We start from the raw sequence: 16,567 nt of genomic DNA, 5'->3' as shown, positions 1-16,567 counted from the left end.
TCTTTTGGGGAAGGACGCGCGCTGTTCTATCGGACGCGCATGAACCAGTTTCCCTCCAGCCAGTCGGTGCCGTCGGCCAATCCTGAGCGGTTGTTCTTTGCGCTATGGATCATCTTTTCGGTGCTGACCGCGCTGGCCGACATCATCGCGATCGTTCGCCATCTCGAAATGACGTTGCAGATATTGCCGCAGACGGCGTTGGGACTGGCGGTGTGCCTGCCCTTCGGCGCGGTCGCGATCCTGCTGCGACGCCGGCGGCTCAAGCGCCAGGCCGCGCGCGACGCTTTTCTTCAGGCGATGGCGCGGCTCGACTGAGCATCGCCGGCGGGCGCCAGCGCGGGCCGAATGGCGACGCGGTTGCGGCCCTTTTCCTTCGCTTCATAGAGCGCGCTGTCGGCGCGGGCGATCGCGTCATGGATCGAGCGGTCGGCGCGGTGCAGGCTGGTGAGGCCGAAGCTGGCGGTGAGCGGGCCGGGCAGGCCAAGCCGGCTTGCCGCCTGTTCGGCAAAGCGCAGCCGGATCGCGTCGGCTATGCCGGTCGCCATGGCGGGGTCTGCGCCGGGCAGGAAGAGGATGAACTCCTCGCCGCCGAAGCGGGCGATGACGGCATCGGCCGGGGCCAGCGCCCGCAGCGCATCGGCCAGCGCGACGATCACCCGGTCGCCCAGCCCATGGCCATGGGCGTCGTCGACCCGCTTGAGATGGTCGATGTCGCAGGCGATCAGGCTGCCGCTGGCATCATGGCGCGCCACCGCTTCCTCGAACCCGCGGCGATTGAGCAGGCCCGACAGCGGATCGACATGGGCATCATGGCGATAACGGGTGAGCACATCCTGCATGGCCGCCGCGAGCGCGGAGAGGGCCAGGAACAGGCCGAACATGCAGGCCAGCGCCTGCATCAGGAAGGCATATTGGCTGTCGCGGAACGCTACGCCGCCGGGCAGGGTGAAGGACACGCTGCTGCCGCGCAGCAGATTGTCGAGCGCCACCAGGGTGACGGCGGCATAGAGGGCGCGATCGGGCCAGCCGCGAAGCTGGCCGCGCCCGGCGATCAGCGGAATGGAAATCAGCAGGAAGCAGCCGAAGTCGGACGACACCAGTTCCAGCGGGACGATGTCCTGCATCACCGCAAAGCTGCAGAGCAGGATCGATATCGCCCAGATGGCGATGCGCAGCCCCAGCACCCAATTGGGGCGCCAGCGCGTCAGCAATGCCTGGCTGAACAGCAGGAAGCCGGTGGCAAAGGCGGTGTCGGCGACGATGCCCCACAGGTCCGTCGGCAGGAAGTCGAACGCGACCGGCACGGCAAAACCCATAGCGACGCTGAAGAAGGCGCCGCTCCACCAGCCCGCTTCCCGCGCGCCCCAGCCCCAGACGATGAGGAAGGCGACGCCGAAGCTGGCCATCATGATGGGCAGGAAGAAGGCGAAATTCTCACCCACGAAGTGCGACCGATCCTTTGTGCAGCATGGCGGCATGACGTCGCGTCATGCAGGAGCGCCATCCTGCATTTTCCGGTAAATGTCGATGGTTAAGAGAGCGTAACGGTTGCGACGGGCCGAGCGGGAAACTGCCTAACCTGGATCAGAAACGCGGTTTCCGCTTCTCGCGGAACGCCGCGACCCCTTCGGCAAAGTCGGGATAGGTGAAGGCGTCGCGAAACATCTCCAGCGTCACCATGTCGTCATCCGCCTGTCCGTCGAGGATGCGGCGGACCATCGCCTTGGACGCGCGCACGCTATGCTGGGCGTTGGCGGCAATCTTGCGGGCCAGTGCGTCGGCGGCGGCCAGCGGATCGGCCGCAATCTCGTCGATCAGGCCGATGGCAAGGGCCGCATCGGCCTCGTGCAGCGCGCCGGTGAACAGGATGCGCTTGGCTCGTGCTGGCCCGACCAGATCGACCAGCAGGCGGGTGTCGAACAGCGAATAGACGATGCCCAGCTTGGCCGGGGTGATGCCCAGCCGCGCGGTGGGCGCCCCGATGCGCAGGTCGCAGGCGATCGCCAGCCCGCATCCGCCGCCGACACAATCGCCGTCGATCGCCGCGATCACCGGCTTTTCGGCATGGGCCAGCGCATATTGGGTGGCGCGGATCGCGGCCTGATTGGCGGCGCGCCAGTCAGCGTCGCCCGAGCAGGCGGCAAATTCGTTGATGTCGGCGCCGGCGCAGAACAGGCCGGGCGTCGCCGAGGCCAGGATCAGCACGCGGATGTCCGCATCGGCCATGGCATCGGCGACCAGATGGGGCATCGCCTCCCACATCGCCTGGGTCATGGCGTTGCGGCGATCGGCCCGGTCGATCAGCAGCCGGGCGATCGCGCCGTCCCGCTCCAGGCGCAAGCTCATGCCGGCCAGGCTTCCAGCATCGGCACCAACTCGTCGAAATGGTGGATCACCGCATCGGCCTCCAGATTTTCGACCGGGCCGTCGAGGAAGCCGAAGCTGACCGCGATGCTGGGAATGCCGGCATTGCGCGCGCCGGCAATGTCGTTGATCGTGTCGCCCAGGAAGATGGCGCGGCCGCCACCGGCCCGCTCGATCATCGCATGGATCGGCGCCGGATCGGGCTTGGCAATGCCGACCGTGTCACCGGCCACGACCGAGGCGAAGCGTTCGAATAGGCCCAATTGGTGCAGCAAGGGAATCGTGAAGCGCTCCGCCTTGTTGGTGCAGATGGCGAGCTTCACGCCGCGCTCCGCCAGCGCATCCAGCATCGCCATCATGCCGGGATAGGGCAGGGAATGGAGCGCTAGATTCTGTTCATAATAATCGAGCAGGATCGGCAGCGTCTGGTCGAGGATCGCTTCGTCATAGCCGCCCGACGCGTCGAGCGCGCGCTGCAGCATCACCTTGGCCCCCTTGCCGACGAAGGGCCGGATGGAATCGACCGGGAAGGGGGCTCGGCCGATCGTGCCGATCGCATAATTGACCGCCGCGGCCAGATCGCCGCTGGTGTCGAGAAGGGTGCCGTCGAGGTCGAAGCCGACAATGTCGAAGGATAAGCGTGCCATGGCATCGCCATGCCGCGTCGGCGGTGGCAATGGCAAGGCAAACATGGCAGAGAGCCGTGATATTCCAGACCACTTGAACGAAAAGGACGCGCTCGCCGTGACCGCACCTCGCCCCCTAGCAGTCGTCATCCTTGCCGCCGGGCAGGGCACAAGGATGAAGTCCGGCACGCACAAGGTGCTGCACCCGATCGCCGGGCGGCCGATGCTGCTGCACCTGCTTGCCAGCGTCGCGGACCTGCTGCCCGAGCGGCAAGTGGTCGTGGTCGGCGCCGGCCGCGAGCAGGTGGAAAAGGCGGTCGAGGGCAGCGGCGTCGCCATCGCCGTGCAGGAACAGCAGCTTGGCACCGGTCATGCCGTGGCGCAGGCGCATGATGCGCTGGCGGGGTTCGCCGGCGACGTGCTGATCCTCTATGGCGACGTGCCGCTGGTCAGCGGCGCGACGATGAAGGCGATGCTCGATCGGTTGAGCCGGGGCGACGAGCCGCGCGCGGTGGTGCTGGGCTTCCGCCCGGATGATGCCGCCGCCTATGGCCGGATCATCGCCGATGGCCAGGGCATCATCGAGAAGATGGTCGAGTTTAAGGATGCGAGCGAGGCCGAGCGCGCCGTCACCCTGTGCAACAGCGGCCTGATGGCGGTGCGGGCGAGCGACCTGTTCGTGCTGCTCGACCAGATCGGCAACAACAATGCGGCCGGCGAATATTATCTGCCCGACATCATCATGCTGCCCGGTGCGAACAGCGCCGTGATCGAGACGGAAGCGTGGGAAGTGGCCGGCGTCAACAGCCGCGCCGAACTGGCCGGCGTCGAAGCCGTGTGGCAGGACCGCCGCCGGGCCGAGGCGATGCGCGAGGGCGTGACCCTGGTCGCGCCGCAGACCGTCTTCTTCTCGTACGACACGGTGCTGGGCCGCGATGTGACGGTCGAACCCAATGTCGTCTTCGGTCCGGGTGTCACCATCGCCGACAATGTCGTCATCCATGCCTTCTCCCATCTGGAGGGGGCTACCATCGCCAGCGGCGCCGATATCGGCCCCTATGCCCGCCTGCGTCCGGGCGCCGATATCGGCCCCAAGGCGAAGGTCGGCAATTTCGTCGAGATCAAGAAGGCGCGCCTCGACGAAGGGGCGAAGGTCAATCACCTGTCCTATATCGGCGACGCCAGCGTCGGCGCGGCGGCCAATATCGGCGCGGGCACCATCACCTGTAACTATGACGGCTTCTTCAAATACAAGACGCAGATCGGCGCGGGGGCCTTCATCGGCTCCAACAGCGCGCTGGTTGCGCCGGCGACGATCGGCGATGGCGCGATCGTCGCGGCGGGCAGCGTCGTGACCAAGCCGGTTCCGGCCGACGCGCTGTGTCTGGTCCGCCCGCAACAGGAAAGCAAGCCGGGCTGGGCGGCGGCGTTCCGCACCCGCATGCGCGAGCGGAAGGCGAAGGCTTGAGCTTCATCCGGCGCCGGCCGTTTCTCTCCGCTCTGCTGCTCCTGTTGCTGATCGCGGTGGCAGGGCCGCTCTGGCTGTTGATGAATGCGCGCGCCATGCCGGTCGTGCGACGCGCCGATGTCGTGCTGCCTTTCCCGGCGGGCGCGTCGCAGCAGCCGATCAAGGTCGCGCTGCTGACGGACACCCATCTGTCCGGGCCGGACAACAGCCCGGCGCGGATGGCGCGGATCGTGGCCCGGATCAACGGCCTCAAGCCCGACCTGATCCTGCTGGGCGGCGACTATATCGGCGACAATAAATGGGGCGCGACCTATGATGCGCGCCACGCGATCGCCCCCTTTGCCGGGCTGCGCGCGCCGATGGGCGTGGTCGCGGTGCTGGGCAATCATGACAGTCGCAGCAGGAAGAACCGGGTGGCGCTGAGCGCCGATGACTGGCAGCGCGCCTTTGCCGATCTGGGCATCACCCTGGTGCAGGATGGCGCGGTGCGGCGCGGGCCGCTGGCGATCGGCGGGCTCAAGGATATCTATACCCGCAAGCCCGACATACCCGATACGCTGAAGGCGATGCAGGACATTGGCGGCGCGCCGGTCATCCTGTCGCACGGGCCCGATGTCTTCCCGCTGCTGCCCGATGCGCCGTCGCTGACCCTGGTCGGCCATACCCATTGCGGTCAGGTCGCGCTGCCCTTTGCGGGAATCGTCTATGTCCCCTCCCGCTATGGCACCCGCTATGCCTGCGGCCGCTATCAGGATGGGCGGAAGGCGATGATCGTGTCCGGAGGCGTGGGCACCAGCGGCCTGCCTTTCCGCATGCTGGCGCCGCCCGACATCTGGCTGATCACCATCCGGCCACGATGACATTCTTTTCATGGCTCAGCCATGGCGCTGTCGCCTGACCGGCATTAATGGCATGGCGACAAAGCTGTCCTATATGGACGCTATCTGACTAATCTGGTTCGGCGGGGCTTTCCACCATGTGCGGTATCATCGGAATTATTGGTAAGGATCAGGTCGCGGAGCGGCTGGTCGATGGCCTCAAGCGGCTGGAATATCGCGGCTATGACAGCGCCGGTGTCGCCACCGTGCATGACGGCCGGATCGATCGCCGCCGGGCCGAGGGCAAGCTCAACAATCTGGTCAAGGAACTGGCCGCCTCGCCGCTGCCCGGCACCACCGGCATCGCCCATACCCGCTGGGCCACCCATGGGGCACCGACCACCAGCAACGCGCACCCCCATGCGACCGGCGAAGTGGCGCTGGTCCACAATGGCATCATCGAGAATTTCAAGCCGCTGCGCGACGAACTGATTGGGCGCGGCCGCACCTTCGACAGCCAGACCGACACCGAAGTGGTCGCCCATCTGGTCAGCGAACTGGTGGAGCAGGGCGTGGCGCCGAAGGAGGCCGTTGCGCAGGTACTGCCGCGCCTGCACGGCGCCTTCGCGCTGGCCATCCTGTTCAAGAGTCATCCCGACATGCTGATCGGCGCGCGCCTCGGCTCGCCGCTGGTCGTGGGCTATGGCGATGGCGAGACCTTCCTCGGCTCCGACGCGCTCGCGCTGGCGCCGCTGACCCAGCGCATCGCCTATCTGGAGGAAGGCGACTGGGTCGTCATCACCAAGGACGGTGCCGAGATTTTCGACAAGGACAATAACCCAGTCGAACGCCCGGTTACCATCAGCGGCGTGTCCGGCGCGATGATCGACAAGGGCAATCATCGCCATTTCATGCAGAAGGAAATCTATGAGCAGCCGGTCGTCGTGGCCCAGACGCTCAAGGCCTATCTGCAGCGGATGGATGATCGCGTATCGCTGCCGATCCCGGATTTCGACCTGTCGACCATTCGCCGCGTCACCATCGTCGCCTGCGGCACCAGCTTCTATGCCGGCATGGTCGCGCGCTACTGGTTCGAACAGTTCGCCCGCGTGCCGGTCGATTTGGATTTCGCCTCCGAGTTCCGCTATCGGGAACCGGTGATGGAGGAGGGCGGCTTGGCCCTGTTCATCAGCCAGTCGGGCGAGACCGCCGACACGCTTGCTGCGCTGCGCTATGCACGCGCCCAGGGGCAGAAGATCGCCGTCGTCGTCAATGTGCCGACCAGTTCGATGGCGCGCGAGGCCGACCTGCTGCTGCCGACCCATGCCGGCCCGGAAATCGGCGTCGCCTCGACCAAGGCCTTTACCTGCCAGTTGGCCGTGCTGGCCGCCTTTGCCGCCAATCTGGCGCGGGCCAAGGGCAAGCTCAGCGCCAAGGACGAGAAGGAAATCGTCCGCCATCTCGCCGAAGCGCCCGCTGCGATCAACGGCGCGCTCGCCTATGACGAGGCGATCGAGGCGATGGCCCATCATATCGTGCCGGCGCGCGATGTCCTGTATCTCGGCCGTGGCACCGACTATCCGCTGGCGCTGGAAGGCGCTCTGAAGCTCAAGGAAATCAGCTATATCCATGCCGAGGGCTATGCGGCCGGCGAGATGAAGCATGGCCCGATCGCGCTGATCGACGAACTGGTGCCGGTGATCTGCATCGCGCCCAGCGGCCCCTTGTTCGAAAAGACCGTCAGCAACATGCAGGAAGTGCAGGCGCGCGGCGGCAAGGTGGTGCTGATTTCCGACTATGACGGGGTGCAGGCGGCAGGCGAAGGCTGCCTCGCCACCATCACCATGCCCAAGGTCCACCCGCTGATCGCGCCGATGGTCTATGCCGTGCCGGTGCAACTGCTCGCCTATCATGTCGCCGTGCTCAAGGGCACGGATGTGGATCAGCCGCGCAACCTGGCAAAGAGCGTCACGGTGGAGTGAGCCGGGCCGCCCCTGCCATCATGATGGCAGGGGTCTTGGCTGCTCGCGCTTCGATCAGCCGCCGCCGGGCGAATTATGGCCGCCGGCCGGCACCGGGCCACCGCTGGGCGCGTGGCTGTGGTCGGGATTGCTGTCCCAGTCGATATGATAAAGGTCGAAGCGGCGGTCGCGCAGGTTGCGGACCGTGCCTTCGGCCCGCGCCCAGCTGAGGTCGGCCAGGTTCACGTCCGCCATGGTCAGCGTCTCGACATTCTCGCTCGCCTCGGCGGCGATGCCGTCACGGGCGAAGGGCAGGTCGCACGGCGTCAGGATCGCGCTCTGGGCATATTGGATGTCCATATTGTCGACGTTCGGCAGATTGCCGACATTGCCCGACATCACGACATAGCATTGATTCTCGATCGCGCGGGCCTGCGCGCAATAGCGCACGCGCATATAGCCCAGGCGCGAGTCGGTGCAGAAGGGGACGAAGATGATGCGCGCGCCCTGGTCGACCAGTCGGCGGGCCAGTTCGGGAAATTCGCTGTCATAGCAGATCAGCACGCCGATCGGGCCGCAGTCGGTCTGGATCACGTCGAGCGCGTCGCCGCCCTTGATGTTCCACCAGAAGGCCTCGTTGGGGGTCGGGTGGATCTTTTCCTGGGTGTGGACCGATCCGTCGCGCAGCGCGACATAGGCGATATTCTGGATGTCGCCATCGTCGGCGCGGGTGGGGTGCGACCCGCCGATGATGTTGATATTATATTCCAGCGCCATCCGTGTCAGTTCCTTGGTCAGGCGCGGGGTATAGCCGGTCAGCCGGTCGATCGCCTCGATCGGCGACAGTTTCTTGGTCTCGAACGAGAGCAGGGGCAGGGTGAACAGTTCGGGAAAGACGATGAAGTCCGATCGGTAATCCGCCGCCACGTCGACGAAATATTCGATGTTACGGACGAACTCGTCGAAATCCTTCACCGCGCGCGCCTGGAGCTGACAGGTGGCGAGGCGGACGCTTTCGACGCCGCGCGGCACCCGCATTTCCGGCGCCTCGTCCGGGTCGACATAGGGGTTGCGCCAGACCAGATGCGCGGCATGTCCGTCCGACTGCTTGTCTTCGGGCAGGTAATTTTCCAGCACGCCCAGCGGCTCGAACTGGTTCTTCAACTGGAAGCTGATGACCTGGTCGCGCAGCTTGCCGCTGACCACCTTTTCCAGATAGTCGGCCGGGCTGCCGGCGCGGCGCTTGGCGCGGGCATAGCCGGGCATGCGGCCCGCAATGACGATGCCGTGCAGGTCCAGTTCCTCGGCCAGTTCCTTGCGCTCGTCATAGAGGCGCTGGCCGATGCGCAGCCCGCGCAGCTTGGGATCGACCGCCATCTCATAGCCGTAAAGCCATTCGCCCGCGGCGCTGTGGCGGGTGCCGAAACCGTTGGCGGTGATCTCCTCCCAGTCATGATGGGAAAAGGCCATCGCCTTGCTGACGCGCATGGTGGCGCAATAGCCCACGACCTTGCTGTCATAGAGGGCGACGAAGCAGCCATTGGGGAAATTGTTGATCTGGCCGCGGATGGTGGCCAGCGAATAATTGGGCATGCCGGGATAGGCGCGGGCGATCAGCCGCTGGATGCCGCGCACATCGCCGGGCACCGCCGCCCGGACTTCCAGGCGCTTCTTGGCTGTCGTGGTCATTCTTTGCTCCCGTCGCATCAATCCGAAAAGGAAAAGGCGGCGCCGGGATGCGGCGCCGCCTCGTTCCGTTTCCGTATTGAAAGCTTCAGGAAGCGATCAGTTCCGGGAAAAAGCCTTTATCAGGCCCACTTGGCCATTTCGGCTTCCAGATTGACGCGGATCGCCTCGAAGAACTGCTCCGTGGTCATCCAGGCCTGATCCGGGCCGATCAGCAGGGCCAGATCCTTGGTCATCGCGCCGCCTTCGACGGTCTTGATGCAGACCTGCTCCAGCGTCTCGGCGAACTTCACGACGTCCGGCGTATCGTCGAACTTGCCGCGGAACGACAGGCCCTGGGTCCAGGCGAAGATCGAGGCGATCGGGTTGGTCGAGGTCGCCTTGCCCTGCTGGTGCTGGCGATAGTGGCGGGTGACGGTGCCGTGCGCGGCTTCGGCTTCCACGGTCTTGCCGTCGGGCGACAGCAGGACCGAGGTCATCAGGCCGAGCGAACCGAAGCCCTGGGCCACGGTGTCCGACTGGACGTCGCCGTCATAATTCTTGCAGGCCCAGACGAACTTGCCGCTCCACTTCAGCGCCGAAGCGACCATGTCGTCGATCAGGCGGTGTTCGTAGACGATGCCGGCCGCCTTGAACTTGTCGGCGAATTCGGCGTCGAACACTTCCTGGAACAGATCTTTGAAGCGGCCGTCATAGGCCTTGAGGATGGTGTTCTTGGTCGACAGATAGACGGGCCAGCCGCGGTTCAGGCCATAGTTGAAGCTGGCCTTGGCGAAATCGCGGATCGATTCGTCGAGATTGTACATGCCCATGGCAACGCCGGCGCTGGGGAATTCGAACACTTCATATTCGAGTTCCTCGCCATTGGTGCCGACCCACTTCATGGTCAGCGTGCCGGCGCCGGGCACCTTGAAATCGGTGGCCTTATACTGGTCGCCAAAGGCGTGACGGCCGACGACGATCGGGTCGGTCCAGCCCGGAACCAGGCGGGGGACATTCTTGATGACGATCGGTTCGCGGAACACGACGCCGCCCAGGATGTTGCGGATCGTGCCGTTGGGCGACTTCCACATCTTCTTGAGGCCGAATTCCTCGACGCGCGCTTCGTCGGGGGTGATGGTGGCGCACTTCACGCCGACGCCATATTCCTTGATCGCGTTGGCCGCGTCGATGGTGATCTGGTCGCTGGTCTCGTCGCGCTTCTCGACCGACAGGTCATAATATTTCAGGTCGACGTCGAGATAGGGGAGAATGAGGCGCTCACGGATCCATTCCCAGATGATGCGGGTCATTTCGTCGCCGTCGATTTCCACGACGGGGTTTTTCACCTTGATCTTCGCCATAGCGCCTATTCGCCTTCTTCTCTTGGGTGGAATTATGGGGACGCCCTACGGCCTGCGCCGCCAATGTTCAACCGTCCAGCGCCGGATTTCCGGCCGATCATGCGATGCATGCGCAAGACTGTTGTGCGATGCGCGTTCATGCCGGGAGCCAAGGACGGGGATCGTCGTTGTCAGGATCAATGTCTCCCCCTAAAGACATGCCCATGGAAAATGACGAGATCACGATTGCCGCAGGCGGCAATGTCAAATGGCGCTTCCCCTCGGTCCATCCCGAAGGGGTGAAGTTCGGCGCGATCGCGGCTGCGATCACCGGCCTGTTCTTCGTGATGGGCTGGGAAATCATCGGCTGGCTGATGCTGATGGTCACCATCTGGGTGCTGGCCTTCTTCCGCGATCCGATCCGCGCCGTGCCGCAGGATGAAGGCGCGATCATCGCCCCGGCGGATGGCCTGGTGACGCTGATCCAGCGCGTGCCGCCGCCGCGCGAGATGGCCGGCCCTGATGGCCTGGGCGATCAGCCGCTGATCCGTGTGTCGATCTTCATGAGCGTGTTCGACGTCCATATCAACCGTACCCCGATCGGCGGCACGGTGAAGGCCGTCACCTATATTTCGGGCAAGTTCCTCAACGCCGATCTCGACAAGGCGAGCGAGGATAATGAGCGCCAGCATATCCTGGTCGAGCGTCATGACGGCCTGCGCGTCGGCTTCACCCAGATTGCCGGCCTTGTCGCGCGCCGCATCGTGCCCTTCGTCAAGCCGGGCGACATGGTCGCCGCCGGCCAGCGCATCGGCCTCATCCGCTTTGGCAGCCGCGTCGACGTCTATCTGCCCGCCGGCACCGCGCCGCGCGTGATCCTGGGCCAGCGTACCGTCGCGGGCGAGACGATCCTGGGCCAGATCGGCGATCGCCGCGTGATTGCGGGCATCCAGCAGTGAGGCGGCGTCGCGCCGTTCCGCGCGGGCTGCGGCGCGGCATTACGCTGCGCATGCTGGCACCCAATGCGGTGACGGCGATGGCGTTGTGCTTCGGCCTCACCGGCGTGCGCTACGGCATTTCGGGCGATTGGGAGCGGGCGGTATTGTCCATCCTGTTCGCCGGCGTGCTCGACGGGCTCGATGGCCGGATCGCCCGGATGCTGCGGGGCGAGAGCCGCTTTGGCGCCGAACTGGATTCGCTGTCCGATTCGATCGCCTTCGGTGTCGCGCCGGCGCTGATCCTCTATCTCTGGTCGCTGCATGCCATGCCGAAATTCGGCTGGATCTTCGCGCTTGCCCATGCGCTGTCCTGCGCGCTGCGCCTGGCGCGCTTCAACGCCAATATCGATGTGGAGGAGCAGCCGCACAAGTCGGCCGGTTTCCTGACCGGCGTGCCGGCCCCGGCCGGCGCTGGCCTCACCTTCGTGCCGCTCTATCTGTGGATGGTGACGGGCGAAGAGATTTTCCGCGCCTGGTATGTGGTCGCGCCCTGGACCGCGTTCGTGGCCTTCCTGATGATCTCCAGCATCGCCACCTATAGCTGGTCGGCGCTGCGGCTGCGCAAGCGCATCCGGCTGGAACTCATCGCCTTTGTCGGCCTGCTGGCGGCGGCGCTGGCGACCCAGCCCTGGTTCACTCTGCTGCTGATCTGCGGCGTCTATGTGCTGCTGATCCCGTTCGGCATCCTGTCCTACGCCAAGGTGCGCAAGCAGCCTGTCGGCTGAGCCGAATGCCCTGTTCAGGCAGCGAGCACGCTGCCGGGCAGGGCGGGGGCGGACAGGGTGGCGCCGCGGGCCGGCTGGCGCACGCGGTTCCGCGTGATGCGGATATGATAGACGGGCGGGGTCTGGGGAATCGGCTCGAACAGCAGGGCTGCCGCCATCTTCTGATGATAGAGCGCAAACATCCAGGCAATGGTGCCGACCGCCAGCAGGAAGGCGGCGGAGAAAATGGTCGCTGCAACAATGGTGAACATGGCCGCTGACTTTCTATCTTGCCATTTGCACGCTTAGGCTCACTATGTCGGTGCAAACGGGCGTTTAGACTGTTTGTTCCATCTGTTCACTTTATGTTCTCATATTGAGAGCGAGTCAACCCCTTGCGCAACGGGGTTTTGGGCGTTAAAGGCGCGCCCATTCCACATGGGAATCGACATATCCGGTGCCGGACGGGTCTTTGAGACCATCCAAGGTTCCTGATTCCCAGAGGTAGCAACCGGAAGGAGAAATGATTATGGCGACCCCCGTCGTCACCATGCAGCAATTGATCGAGGCTGGCGCCCACTTCGGCCACCAGACCCACCGCTGGAACCCGCGGATGAAGCCGTACATCTTCGGCGACCGCAACGGCATCCACATCCTTGACCTGTCGCAGACCGTGCCGCTCTTCGCGCGCGCGCTCGACTTCGTGTCGGCCACCGTCGCCGGCGGCGGCAAGGTCCTGTTCGTCGGCACCAAGCGCCAGGCCCAGGATCCGATCGCCGAAGCCGCCCGCAAGTCGGGTCAGCACTTCGTCAACCACCGCTGGCTGGGCGGCATGCTCACCAACTGGAAGACCATCTCGGGCTCGATCAAGCGCCTGAAGACCCTCGAAGAGAAGCTGTCGGGCGATACCCACGGCTTCACCAAGAAGGAAGTCCTCCAGATGACCCGCGAGCGCGAGAAGCTGGAACTGTCGCTGGGCGGCATCCGCGACATGAACGGCATCCCCGATGTCATGTTCGTGATCGACGCCAACAAGGAAGAGCTGGCGATCAAGGAAGCCAACACCCTGGGTATCCCGGTTGTCGCTATCCTCGACTCGAACGTCTCGCCCGACGGCATCGCCTTCCCGGTTCCGGCGAACGATGACGCCAGCCGCGCCATCCGCCTCTACTGCGACGCCGTTGCCGCCGCCGCCACCAAGGGCAACCGTGGTGCGCAGCAGGCTTCGGGCATCGACCTGGGCGCTCTGGACGAGCCCGAGGCCGAAGAGGTCGTCGCGCAGGCCTGATCCGCGGTCTTCGAACTGCAAGAATGACAGGCTAGGGCGCGGTCCATTACGGAACGCGCCCTAGTGCTTATCTGATTAAACCCCTTTTGATTTAGGAGCCTCAACATGGCCGAGATTACCGCTGCCGCCGTCAAGGAACTGCGCGACCGTTCGGGCGCGGGCATGATGGATTGCAAGAAGGCCCTCACCGAAGCCAATGGCGACATCGAAGCGGCGACCGACTGGCTGCGCGCCAAGGGTCTGGCTGCTGCCCAGAAGAAGTCGAGCCGCACCGCTGCTGAAGGCCTGGTCGGCGTTGCCGTCGCCGGCACCAAGGGCGTTGCCGTCGAAGTGAACAGCGAAACCGACTTCGTTGCCAAGAACGACCAGTTCCAGGACTTCGTTCGCACCGTGTCGACCGTTGCGCTGGAATCGGGCGCGGCTGACGCCGAAGCCCTGTCGGCCCAGCCGCACCCCGCCGGCGGCACCATCGCCGAAAAGCTGGTCGCCAACATCGCCACCATCGGCGAAAACCAGAATCTGCGTCGCGTCGCCCATGTCGAAGTGACCGAAGGCGTCGTCGTGCCCTACGTGCACAACGCTGCTGCGCCGGGCCTCGGCAAGATCGGCGTGCTCGTCGCGCTCGAGGGCGATGCCCCCGCCGACGTTCTGGAGCCGCTGGGCAAGCAGCTGGCCATGCACATCGCCGCTGCCTTCCCGCTGGCCCTGTCGGCCGACGACATCGATCCGGCCCTGCTGGAGCGTGAGCGCGCGATCGCCGCTGAAAAGGCTGCCGAATCGGGCAAGCCCGCCGAAATCGTCGCCAAGATGGTCGACGGCGCGGTCGCCAAGTTCGCCAAGGAACAGGCCCTGCTCTCGCAGCTGTTCGTGATGGACAACAAGACCCCGATCGCCGACGTTGTCGCCAAGGCGGCAAAGGATGCCGGCAAGTCGATCTCGCTCAAGTCCTATGTCCGCTTCCAGCTGGGCGAAGGCATCGAGAAGGAAGTCAGCGACTTCGCCGCCGAAGTGGCTGCTGCCGCCGGCGCCTGATCGCCGATCGAGCGACAAGCAAAGGGAAGGGGCGTCCTGCGGGGCGCCCTTTTTCTATGAGAGCATGGTGCGTTCGGCGGTCGGCGCCGGTCGGGCCGGGCGCCATCGGTGCCGCTTTCTCCATGAAGAGGCTGGAGCGCACGACAAACGCCCCTTGGCATCGCGCTTTACCGCCTCTAATGTCCCGGCCGCTTCCCCTGCCAACCATCAAGGATTCTTGCCCCACATGACCCGGCCAGCCTTCAAACGCATCCTGCTGAAATTGTCGGGCGAGGTGCTGATGGGGTCCGGCCAGTTCGGCATCGATCCCGAGACCGTCGATCGCGTCGCTGGCGAAATCGCCGCCGCGAAGGATGCGGGCTTCGAACTGTGCGTGGTCGTGGGTGGCGGCAACATCTTCCGCGGCCTTGCCGGCGCGGCCAAGGGCTTCGACCGCACCAGTGCCGACTATATGGGCATGCTGGCGACCGTGATGAACGCGCTGGCGGTGCAGAATGCGCTGGAAAAGATCGGCTGCGACACCCGCGTCCAGTCGGCCATTCCGATGGCGTCGGTGTGCGAACCCTATATCCGGCGCAAGGCCGTGCGCCACATGGAGAAGGGCCGGATCGTGATCTTCGCGGCGGGCACCGGCAATCCCTTCTTCACCACCGATACCACGGCGGCCCTGCGCGCGGCGGAAATGAACTGCGACGCGCTGTTCAAGGGCACCAGTGTCGATGGCATCTATGACGCCGATCCCAAGAAGGTGGCGGACGCCACCCGCTATGAGGCGATCAGCTTCGATCAGGTGCTGACCGACAATCTCAAGGTCATGGACGCCAGCGCGATCGCGCTGTGCCGTGAAAATCATATTCCCATCGTCGTCTTCAACATCCGCGAGGAAGGCAACCTGGCCAAGGTGCTGGCGGGTGAAGGCACCGCGACGATCGTGCAAAATCAGGAGCGCTAATAATGGCCCAGTATAACAAGTCCGACCTCGAACGCCGCATGGCCGGTGCAATCGAAGCGCTGAAGGGCGATCTCACCGGTCTGCGCACCGGCCGCGCCAATGTGCAGCTGCTCGATCCCGTCATGGTCACCGTCTATGGCGCCAACATGCCGCTGAACCAGGTCGCCACCGTGTCGGCGCCCGAGCCGCGCATGCTGTCGGTCCAGGTGTGGGACAAGGCCAATGTCGGCCCCTGCGACAAGGCGATCCGCTCGGCGGGCCTGGGCCTCAATCCGATCGTCGACGGCCAGACGCTGCGCCTGCCGATCCCGGACCTCACCGAGGAACGCCGCAAGGAACTGGCCAAGCTCGCCAGCAAATATGCCGAAGGCGCGCGCGTCGCCGTCCGCAACGTCCGTCGCGACGGCATGGACAGCCTGAAGACCGACGAGAAGAAGGGCGAGATCAGCGAAGACGAGCGCAAGCGTCTGGAAACCGAAGTCCAGAAGCTGACCGACGCCACCATCGTGGATATCGACGCGGCCGCTTCGGCCAAGGAAAAGGAAATCCTCGGCCAGTAAGCCGGGGCTTTTCTTTCGCGGCCAAAGCACGCATTCCTATCTGATGGCCACACAAGCCAAGCCCGATCTTACCAGCGCTGCGCCTGCCCATGGTGCGCGTCATGTCGCCATCATCATGGACGGCAACGGCCGCTGGGCGAAGAAGCGGCTATTGCCGCGCATCGCCGGCCATCGCGCCGGGGTGGAGGCGGTACGTCGCGTCGCCCGTGCGGCGCAGGATATGGGCCTTGAATGCCTGACGCTCTACGCCTTCTCCTCGGAGAACTGGAAGCGTCCGGCGACCGAAGTGTCCGACCTGATGGGGCTGCTGCGCCATTTCATCCAGTCGGATATCGATGAGTTTCATGCCAATGGCGTGCGGCTGCGGGTGATCGGCAACTACAAGGCGCTCGAGCCTGGCCTGGTCGAGCTGATCGAAAGCGCGATGGCGCGCACTGCCGCCAACACTGGCCCGGTGATCGCGATCGCGCTCAACTATGGCGCGCAGGACGAGATGGTGCGCGCGGCGCAGCGTCTGGCGCAGCGGGTGGCGAGCGGTGAATTGTCGGCCGAGAATATCGGCATCGAGGCGATCGACGCCGAACTCTACACCGCCGACCTGCCGCCACTCGACCTGCTGATCCGCACCTCGGGCGAACAGCGGCTTAGCAATTTCATGCTGTGGCAGGCGGCTTATGCCGAACTCTATTTTACCGATATGCTCTGGCCCGATTTCGATGGCCGGGCATTGGCGCAGGCGCTCGACGCCTTCCGCATGAGGGACCGCCGTTTCGGCGGACTGTGAGTAA

17 protein-coding genes are annotated in these 16,567 nt (G+C 64.9%); 11 read left to right on the top strand and 6 right to left on the bottom strand.

The features are described from left to right. Positions 1 to 39 precede the first annotated feature (39 nt). On the top strand, positions 40 to 315 hold the full coding sequence (locus E5554_RS19990) for a hypothetical protein (RefSeq protein ID WP_136187854.1): 276 nt from the start codon (positions 40 to 42) through the stop codon (positions 313 to 315). Here the strand turns inward: E5554_RS19990 and E5554_RS19985 are convergent. The 3 genes from E5554_RS19985 to E5554_RS19975 all read right to left on the bottom strand — a co-directional run bounded on the left by E5554_RS19985 (position 291) and on the right by E5554_RS19975 (position 3,011). Further along, the gene (locus E5554_RS19985) at positions 291 to 1,442 is read right to left on the bottom strand and encodes a GGDEF domain-containing protein (RefSeq protein WP_136187853.1); all 1,152 of its coding nucleotides are present in this window, start codon (positions 1,440 to 1,442) and stop codon (positions 291 to 293) included. The two genes, E5554_RS19990 and E5554_RS19985, sit on opposite strands and share 25 nt — an antisense overlap. A 142-nt stretch (positions 1,443 to 1,584) precedes the next feature. Further along, positions 1,585 to 2,346, bottom strand: a complete 762-nt coding sequence (locus E5554_RS19980; RefSeq protein WP_136187852.1) for an enoyl-CoA hydratase-related protein — start codon at positions 2,344 to 2,346, stop codon at positions 1,585 to 1,587. Next, on the bottom strand, positions 2,343 to 3,011 hold the full coding sequence (locus E5554_RS19975) for an HAD family hydrolase (RefSeq protein ID WP_210729777.1): 669 nt from the start codon (positions 3,009 to 3,011) through the stop codon (positions 2,343 to 2,345). The genes E5554_RS19980 and E5554_RS19975 overlap by 4 nt, the downstream gene beginning before the upstream one ends. Before the next feature lie 154 nt (positions 3,012 to 3,165). On the opposite strand from E5554_RS19975, the gene glmU reads away from it, so the two are divergent. From glmU to glmS, 3 genes are all read left to right on the top strand, one after another. Further along, on the top strand, positions 3,166 to 4,458 hold the full coding sequence (gene glmU, locus E5554_RS19970; protein WP_247594452.1) for a bifunctional UDP-N-acetylglucosamine diphosphorylase/glucosamine-1-phosphate N-acetyltransferase GlmU: 1,293 nt from the start codon (positions 3,166 to 3,168) through the stop codon (positions 4,456 to 4,458). Continuing rightward, entirely contained in the window at positions 4,455 to 5,318 is an 864-nt protein-coding gene (locus tag E5554_RS19965) for a metallophosphoesterase (RefSeq protein WP_136187849.1), read from the top strand. The genes glmU and E5554_RS19965 overlap by 4 nt, the downstream gene beginning before the upstream one ends. Positions 5,319 to 5,434: 116 nt before the next feature. Next, positions 5,435 to 7,258, top strand: coding sequence for a glutamine--fructose-6-phosphate transaminase (isomerizing) (glmS, locus tag E5554_RS19960; RefSeq protein WP_136187848.1), 1,824 nt, complete (start codon positions 5,435 to 5,437; stop codon positions 7,256 to 7,258). Between the two features lie 54 nt (positions 7,259 to 7,312). On the opposite strand, the gene E5554_RS19955 is transcribed toward glmS, so the two are convergent. Together E5554_RS19955 and E5554_RS19950 are read right to left on the bottom strand one after the other, a co-directional pair. Continuing rightward, positions 7,313 to 8,926, bottom strand: coding sequence for a bifunctional GNAT family N-acetyltransferase/carbon-nitrogen hydrolase family protein (locus tag E5554_RS19955; protein WP_048937837.1), 1,614 nt, complete (start codon positions 8,924 to 8,926; stop codon positions 7,313 to 7,315). 119 nt (positions 8,927 to 9,045) lie between these two features. Next, on the bottom strand, positions 9,046 to 10,266 hold the full coding sequence (locus E5554_RS19950) for an NADP-dependent isocitrate dehydrogenase (protein WP_004211167.1): 1,221 nt from the start codon (positions 10,264 to 10,266) through the stop codon (positions 9,046 to 9,048). 203 nt (positions 10,267 to 10,469) lie between these two features. Here E5554_RS19950 and E5554_RS19945 point away from each other — a divergent pair, with 203 nt between their 5' ends. Next, the gene (locus E5554_RS19945; RefSeq protein ID WP_029547694.1) at positions 10,470 to 11,204 is read left to right on the top strand and encodes a phosphatidylserine decarboxylase; all 735 of its coding nucleotides are present in this window, start codon (positions 10,470 to 10,472) and stop codon (positions 11,202 to 11,204) included. A gap of 50 nt (positions 11,205 to 11,254) precedes the next feature. Next, positions 11,255 to 11,968 (top strand): phosphatidylcholine/phosphatidylserine synthase, encoded by a 714-nt coding sequence (locus tag E5554_RS19940; protein WP_136187847.1) that lies wholly within the window; start codon positions 11,255 to 11,257, stop codon positions 11,966 to 11,968. 14 nt (positions 11,969 to 11,982) lie between these two features. Here E5554_RS19940 and E5554_RS19935 read toward each other — a convergent pair whose 3' ends face one another. Then, positions 11,983 to 12,219 (bottom strand): hypothetical protein, encoded by a 237-nt coding sequence (locus E5554_RS19935; protein WP_125985195.1) that lies wholly within the window; start codon positions 12,217 to 12,219, stop codon positions 11,983 to 11,985. Positions 12,220 to 12,476: 257 nt separating this feature from the next. On the opposite strand from E5554_RS19935, the gene rpsB reads away from it, so the two are divergent. The 5 genes from rpsB to E5554_RS19910 all read left to right on the top strand — a co-directional run bounded on the left by rpsB (position 12,477) and on the right by E5554_RS19910 (position 16,563). Continuing rightward, positions 12,477 to 13,235: a 30S ribosomal protein S2 gene (rpsB, locus tag E5554_RS19930; protein ID WP_010337471.1), complete on the top strand. Its 759-nt coding sequence runs from the start codon at positions 12,477 to 12,479 to the stop codon at positions 13,233 to 13,235. A gap of 105 nt (positions 13,236 to 13,340) precedes the next feature. Further along, positions 13,341 to 14,267: a translation elongation factor Ts gene (gene tsf, locus E5554_RS19925; RefSeq protein WP_010337470.1), complete on the top strand. Its 927-nt coding sequence runs from the start codon at positions 13,341 to 13,343 to the stop codon at positions 14,265 to 14,267. Between the two features lie 226 nt (positions 14,268 to 14,493). Further along, entirely contained in the window at positions 14,494 to 15,219 is a 726-nt protein-coding gene (pyrH, locus tag E5554_RS19920) for a UMP kinase (protein WP_004211175.1), read from the top strand. Positions 15,220 to 15,221: 2 nt separating this feature from the next. Continuing rightward, entirely contained in the window at positions 15,222 to 15,779 is a 558-nt protein-coding gene (gene frr, locus E5554_RS19915) for a ribosome recycling factor (RefSeq protein WP_004211176.1), read from the top strand. 43 nt (positions 15,780 to 15,822) lie between these two features. After that, complete coding sequence (locus E5554_RS19910) at positions 15,823 to 16,563, top strand: isoprenyl transferase (RefSeq protein ID WP_010337468.1); 741 nt, start codon at positions 15,823 to 15,825, stop codon at positions 16,561 to 16,563. The last annotated feature ends 4 nt before the right edge of the window (positions 16,564 to 16,567 follow it).

This window comes from Sphingobium sp. PAMC28499 (genome assembly GCF_004795815.1).
In the GTDB taxonomy this organism is placed as follows: Bacteria; Pseudomonadota; Alphaproteobacteria; order Sphingomonadales; family Sphingomonadaceae; genus Sphingobium; species Sphingobium yanoikuyae.
The sequence above is the reverse complement of the archived record's forward strand: the minus strand, read 5'-3'. Positions and strand labels throughout refer to the sequence as shown.

Bases quoted from the DNA above. Each gene is read 5' to 3' on its own strand.
- glmS (WP_136187848.1), top strand. From the start codon at position 5,435: ATGTGCGGTATCATCGGAATTATTGGTAAGGATCAGGTCGCGGAGCGG.
- frr (WP_004211176.1), top strand. From the start codon at position 15,222: ATGGCCCAGTATAACAAGTCCGACCTCGAACGCCGCATGGCCGGTGCA.
- E5554_RS19955 (WP_048937837.1), bottom strand. From the start codon at position 8,926: ATGACCACGACAGCCAAGAAGCGCCTGGAAGTCCGGGCGGCGGTGCCC.
- E5554_RS19945 (WP_029547694.1), top strand. From the start codon at position 10,470: ATGGAAAATGACGAGATCACGATTGCCGCAGGCGGCAATGTCAAATGG.
- E5554_RS19950 (WP_004211167.1), bottom strand. From the start codon at position 10,266: ATGGCGAAGATCAAGGTGAAAAACCCCGTCGTGGAAATCGACGGCGAC.
- rpsB (WP_010337471.1), top strand. From the start codon at position 12,477: ATGGCGACCCCCGTCGTCACCATGCAGCAATTGATCGAGGCTGGCGCC.
- E5554_RS19990 (WP_136187854.1), top strand. From the start codon at position 40: ATGAACCAGTTTCCCTCCAGCCAGTCGGTGCCGTCGGCCAATCCTGAG.
- tsf (WP_010337470.1), top strand. From the start codon at position 13,341: ATGGCCGAGATTACCGCTGCCGCCGTCAAGGAACTGCGCGACCGTTCG.
- glmU (WP_247594452.1), top strand. From the start codon at position 3,166: ATGAAGTCCGGCACGCACAAGGTGCTGCACCCGATCGCCGGGCGGCCG.
- E5554_RS19975 (WP_210729777.1), bottom strand. From the start codon at position 3,011: ATGGCACGCTTATCCTTCGACATTGTCGGCTTCGACCTCGACGGCACC.
- E5554_RS19980 (WP_136187852.1), bottom strand. From the start codon at position 2,346: ATGAGCTTGCGCCTGGAGCGGGACGGCGCGATCGCCCGGCTGCTGATC.
- E5554_RS19940 (WP_136187847.1), top strand. From the start codon at position 11,255: ATGCTGGCACCCAATGCGGTGACGGCGATGGCGTTGTGCTTCGGCCTC.
- E5554_RS19910 (WP_010337468.1), top strand. From the start codon at position 15,823: ATGGCCACACAAGCCAAGCCCGATCTTACCAGCGCTGCGCCTGCCCAT.
- E5554_RS19935 (WP_125985195.1), bottom strand. From the start codon at position 12,219: ATGTTCACCATTGTTGCAGCGACCATTTTCTCCGCCGCCTTCCTGCTG.
- pyrH (WP_004211175.1), top strand. From the start codon at position 14,494: ATGACCCGGCCAGCCTTCAAACGCATCCTGCTGAAATTGTCGGGCGAG.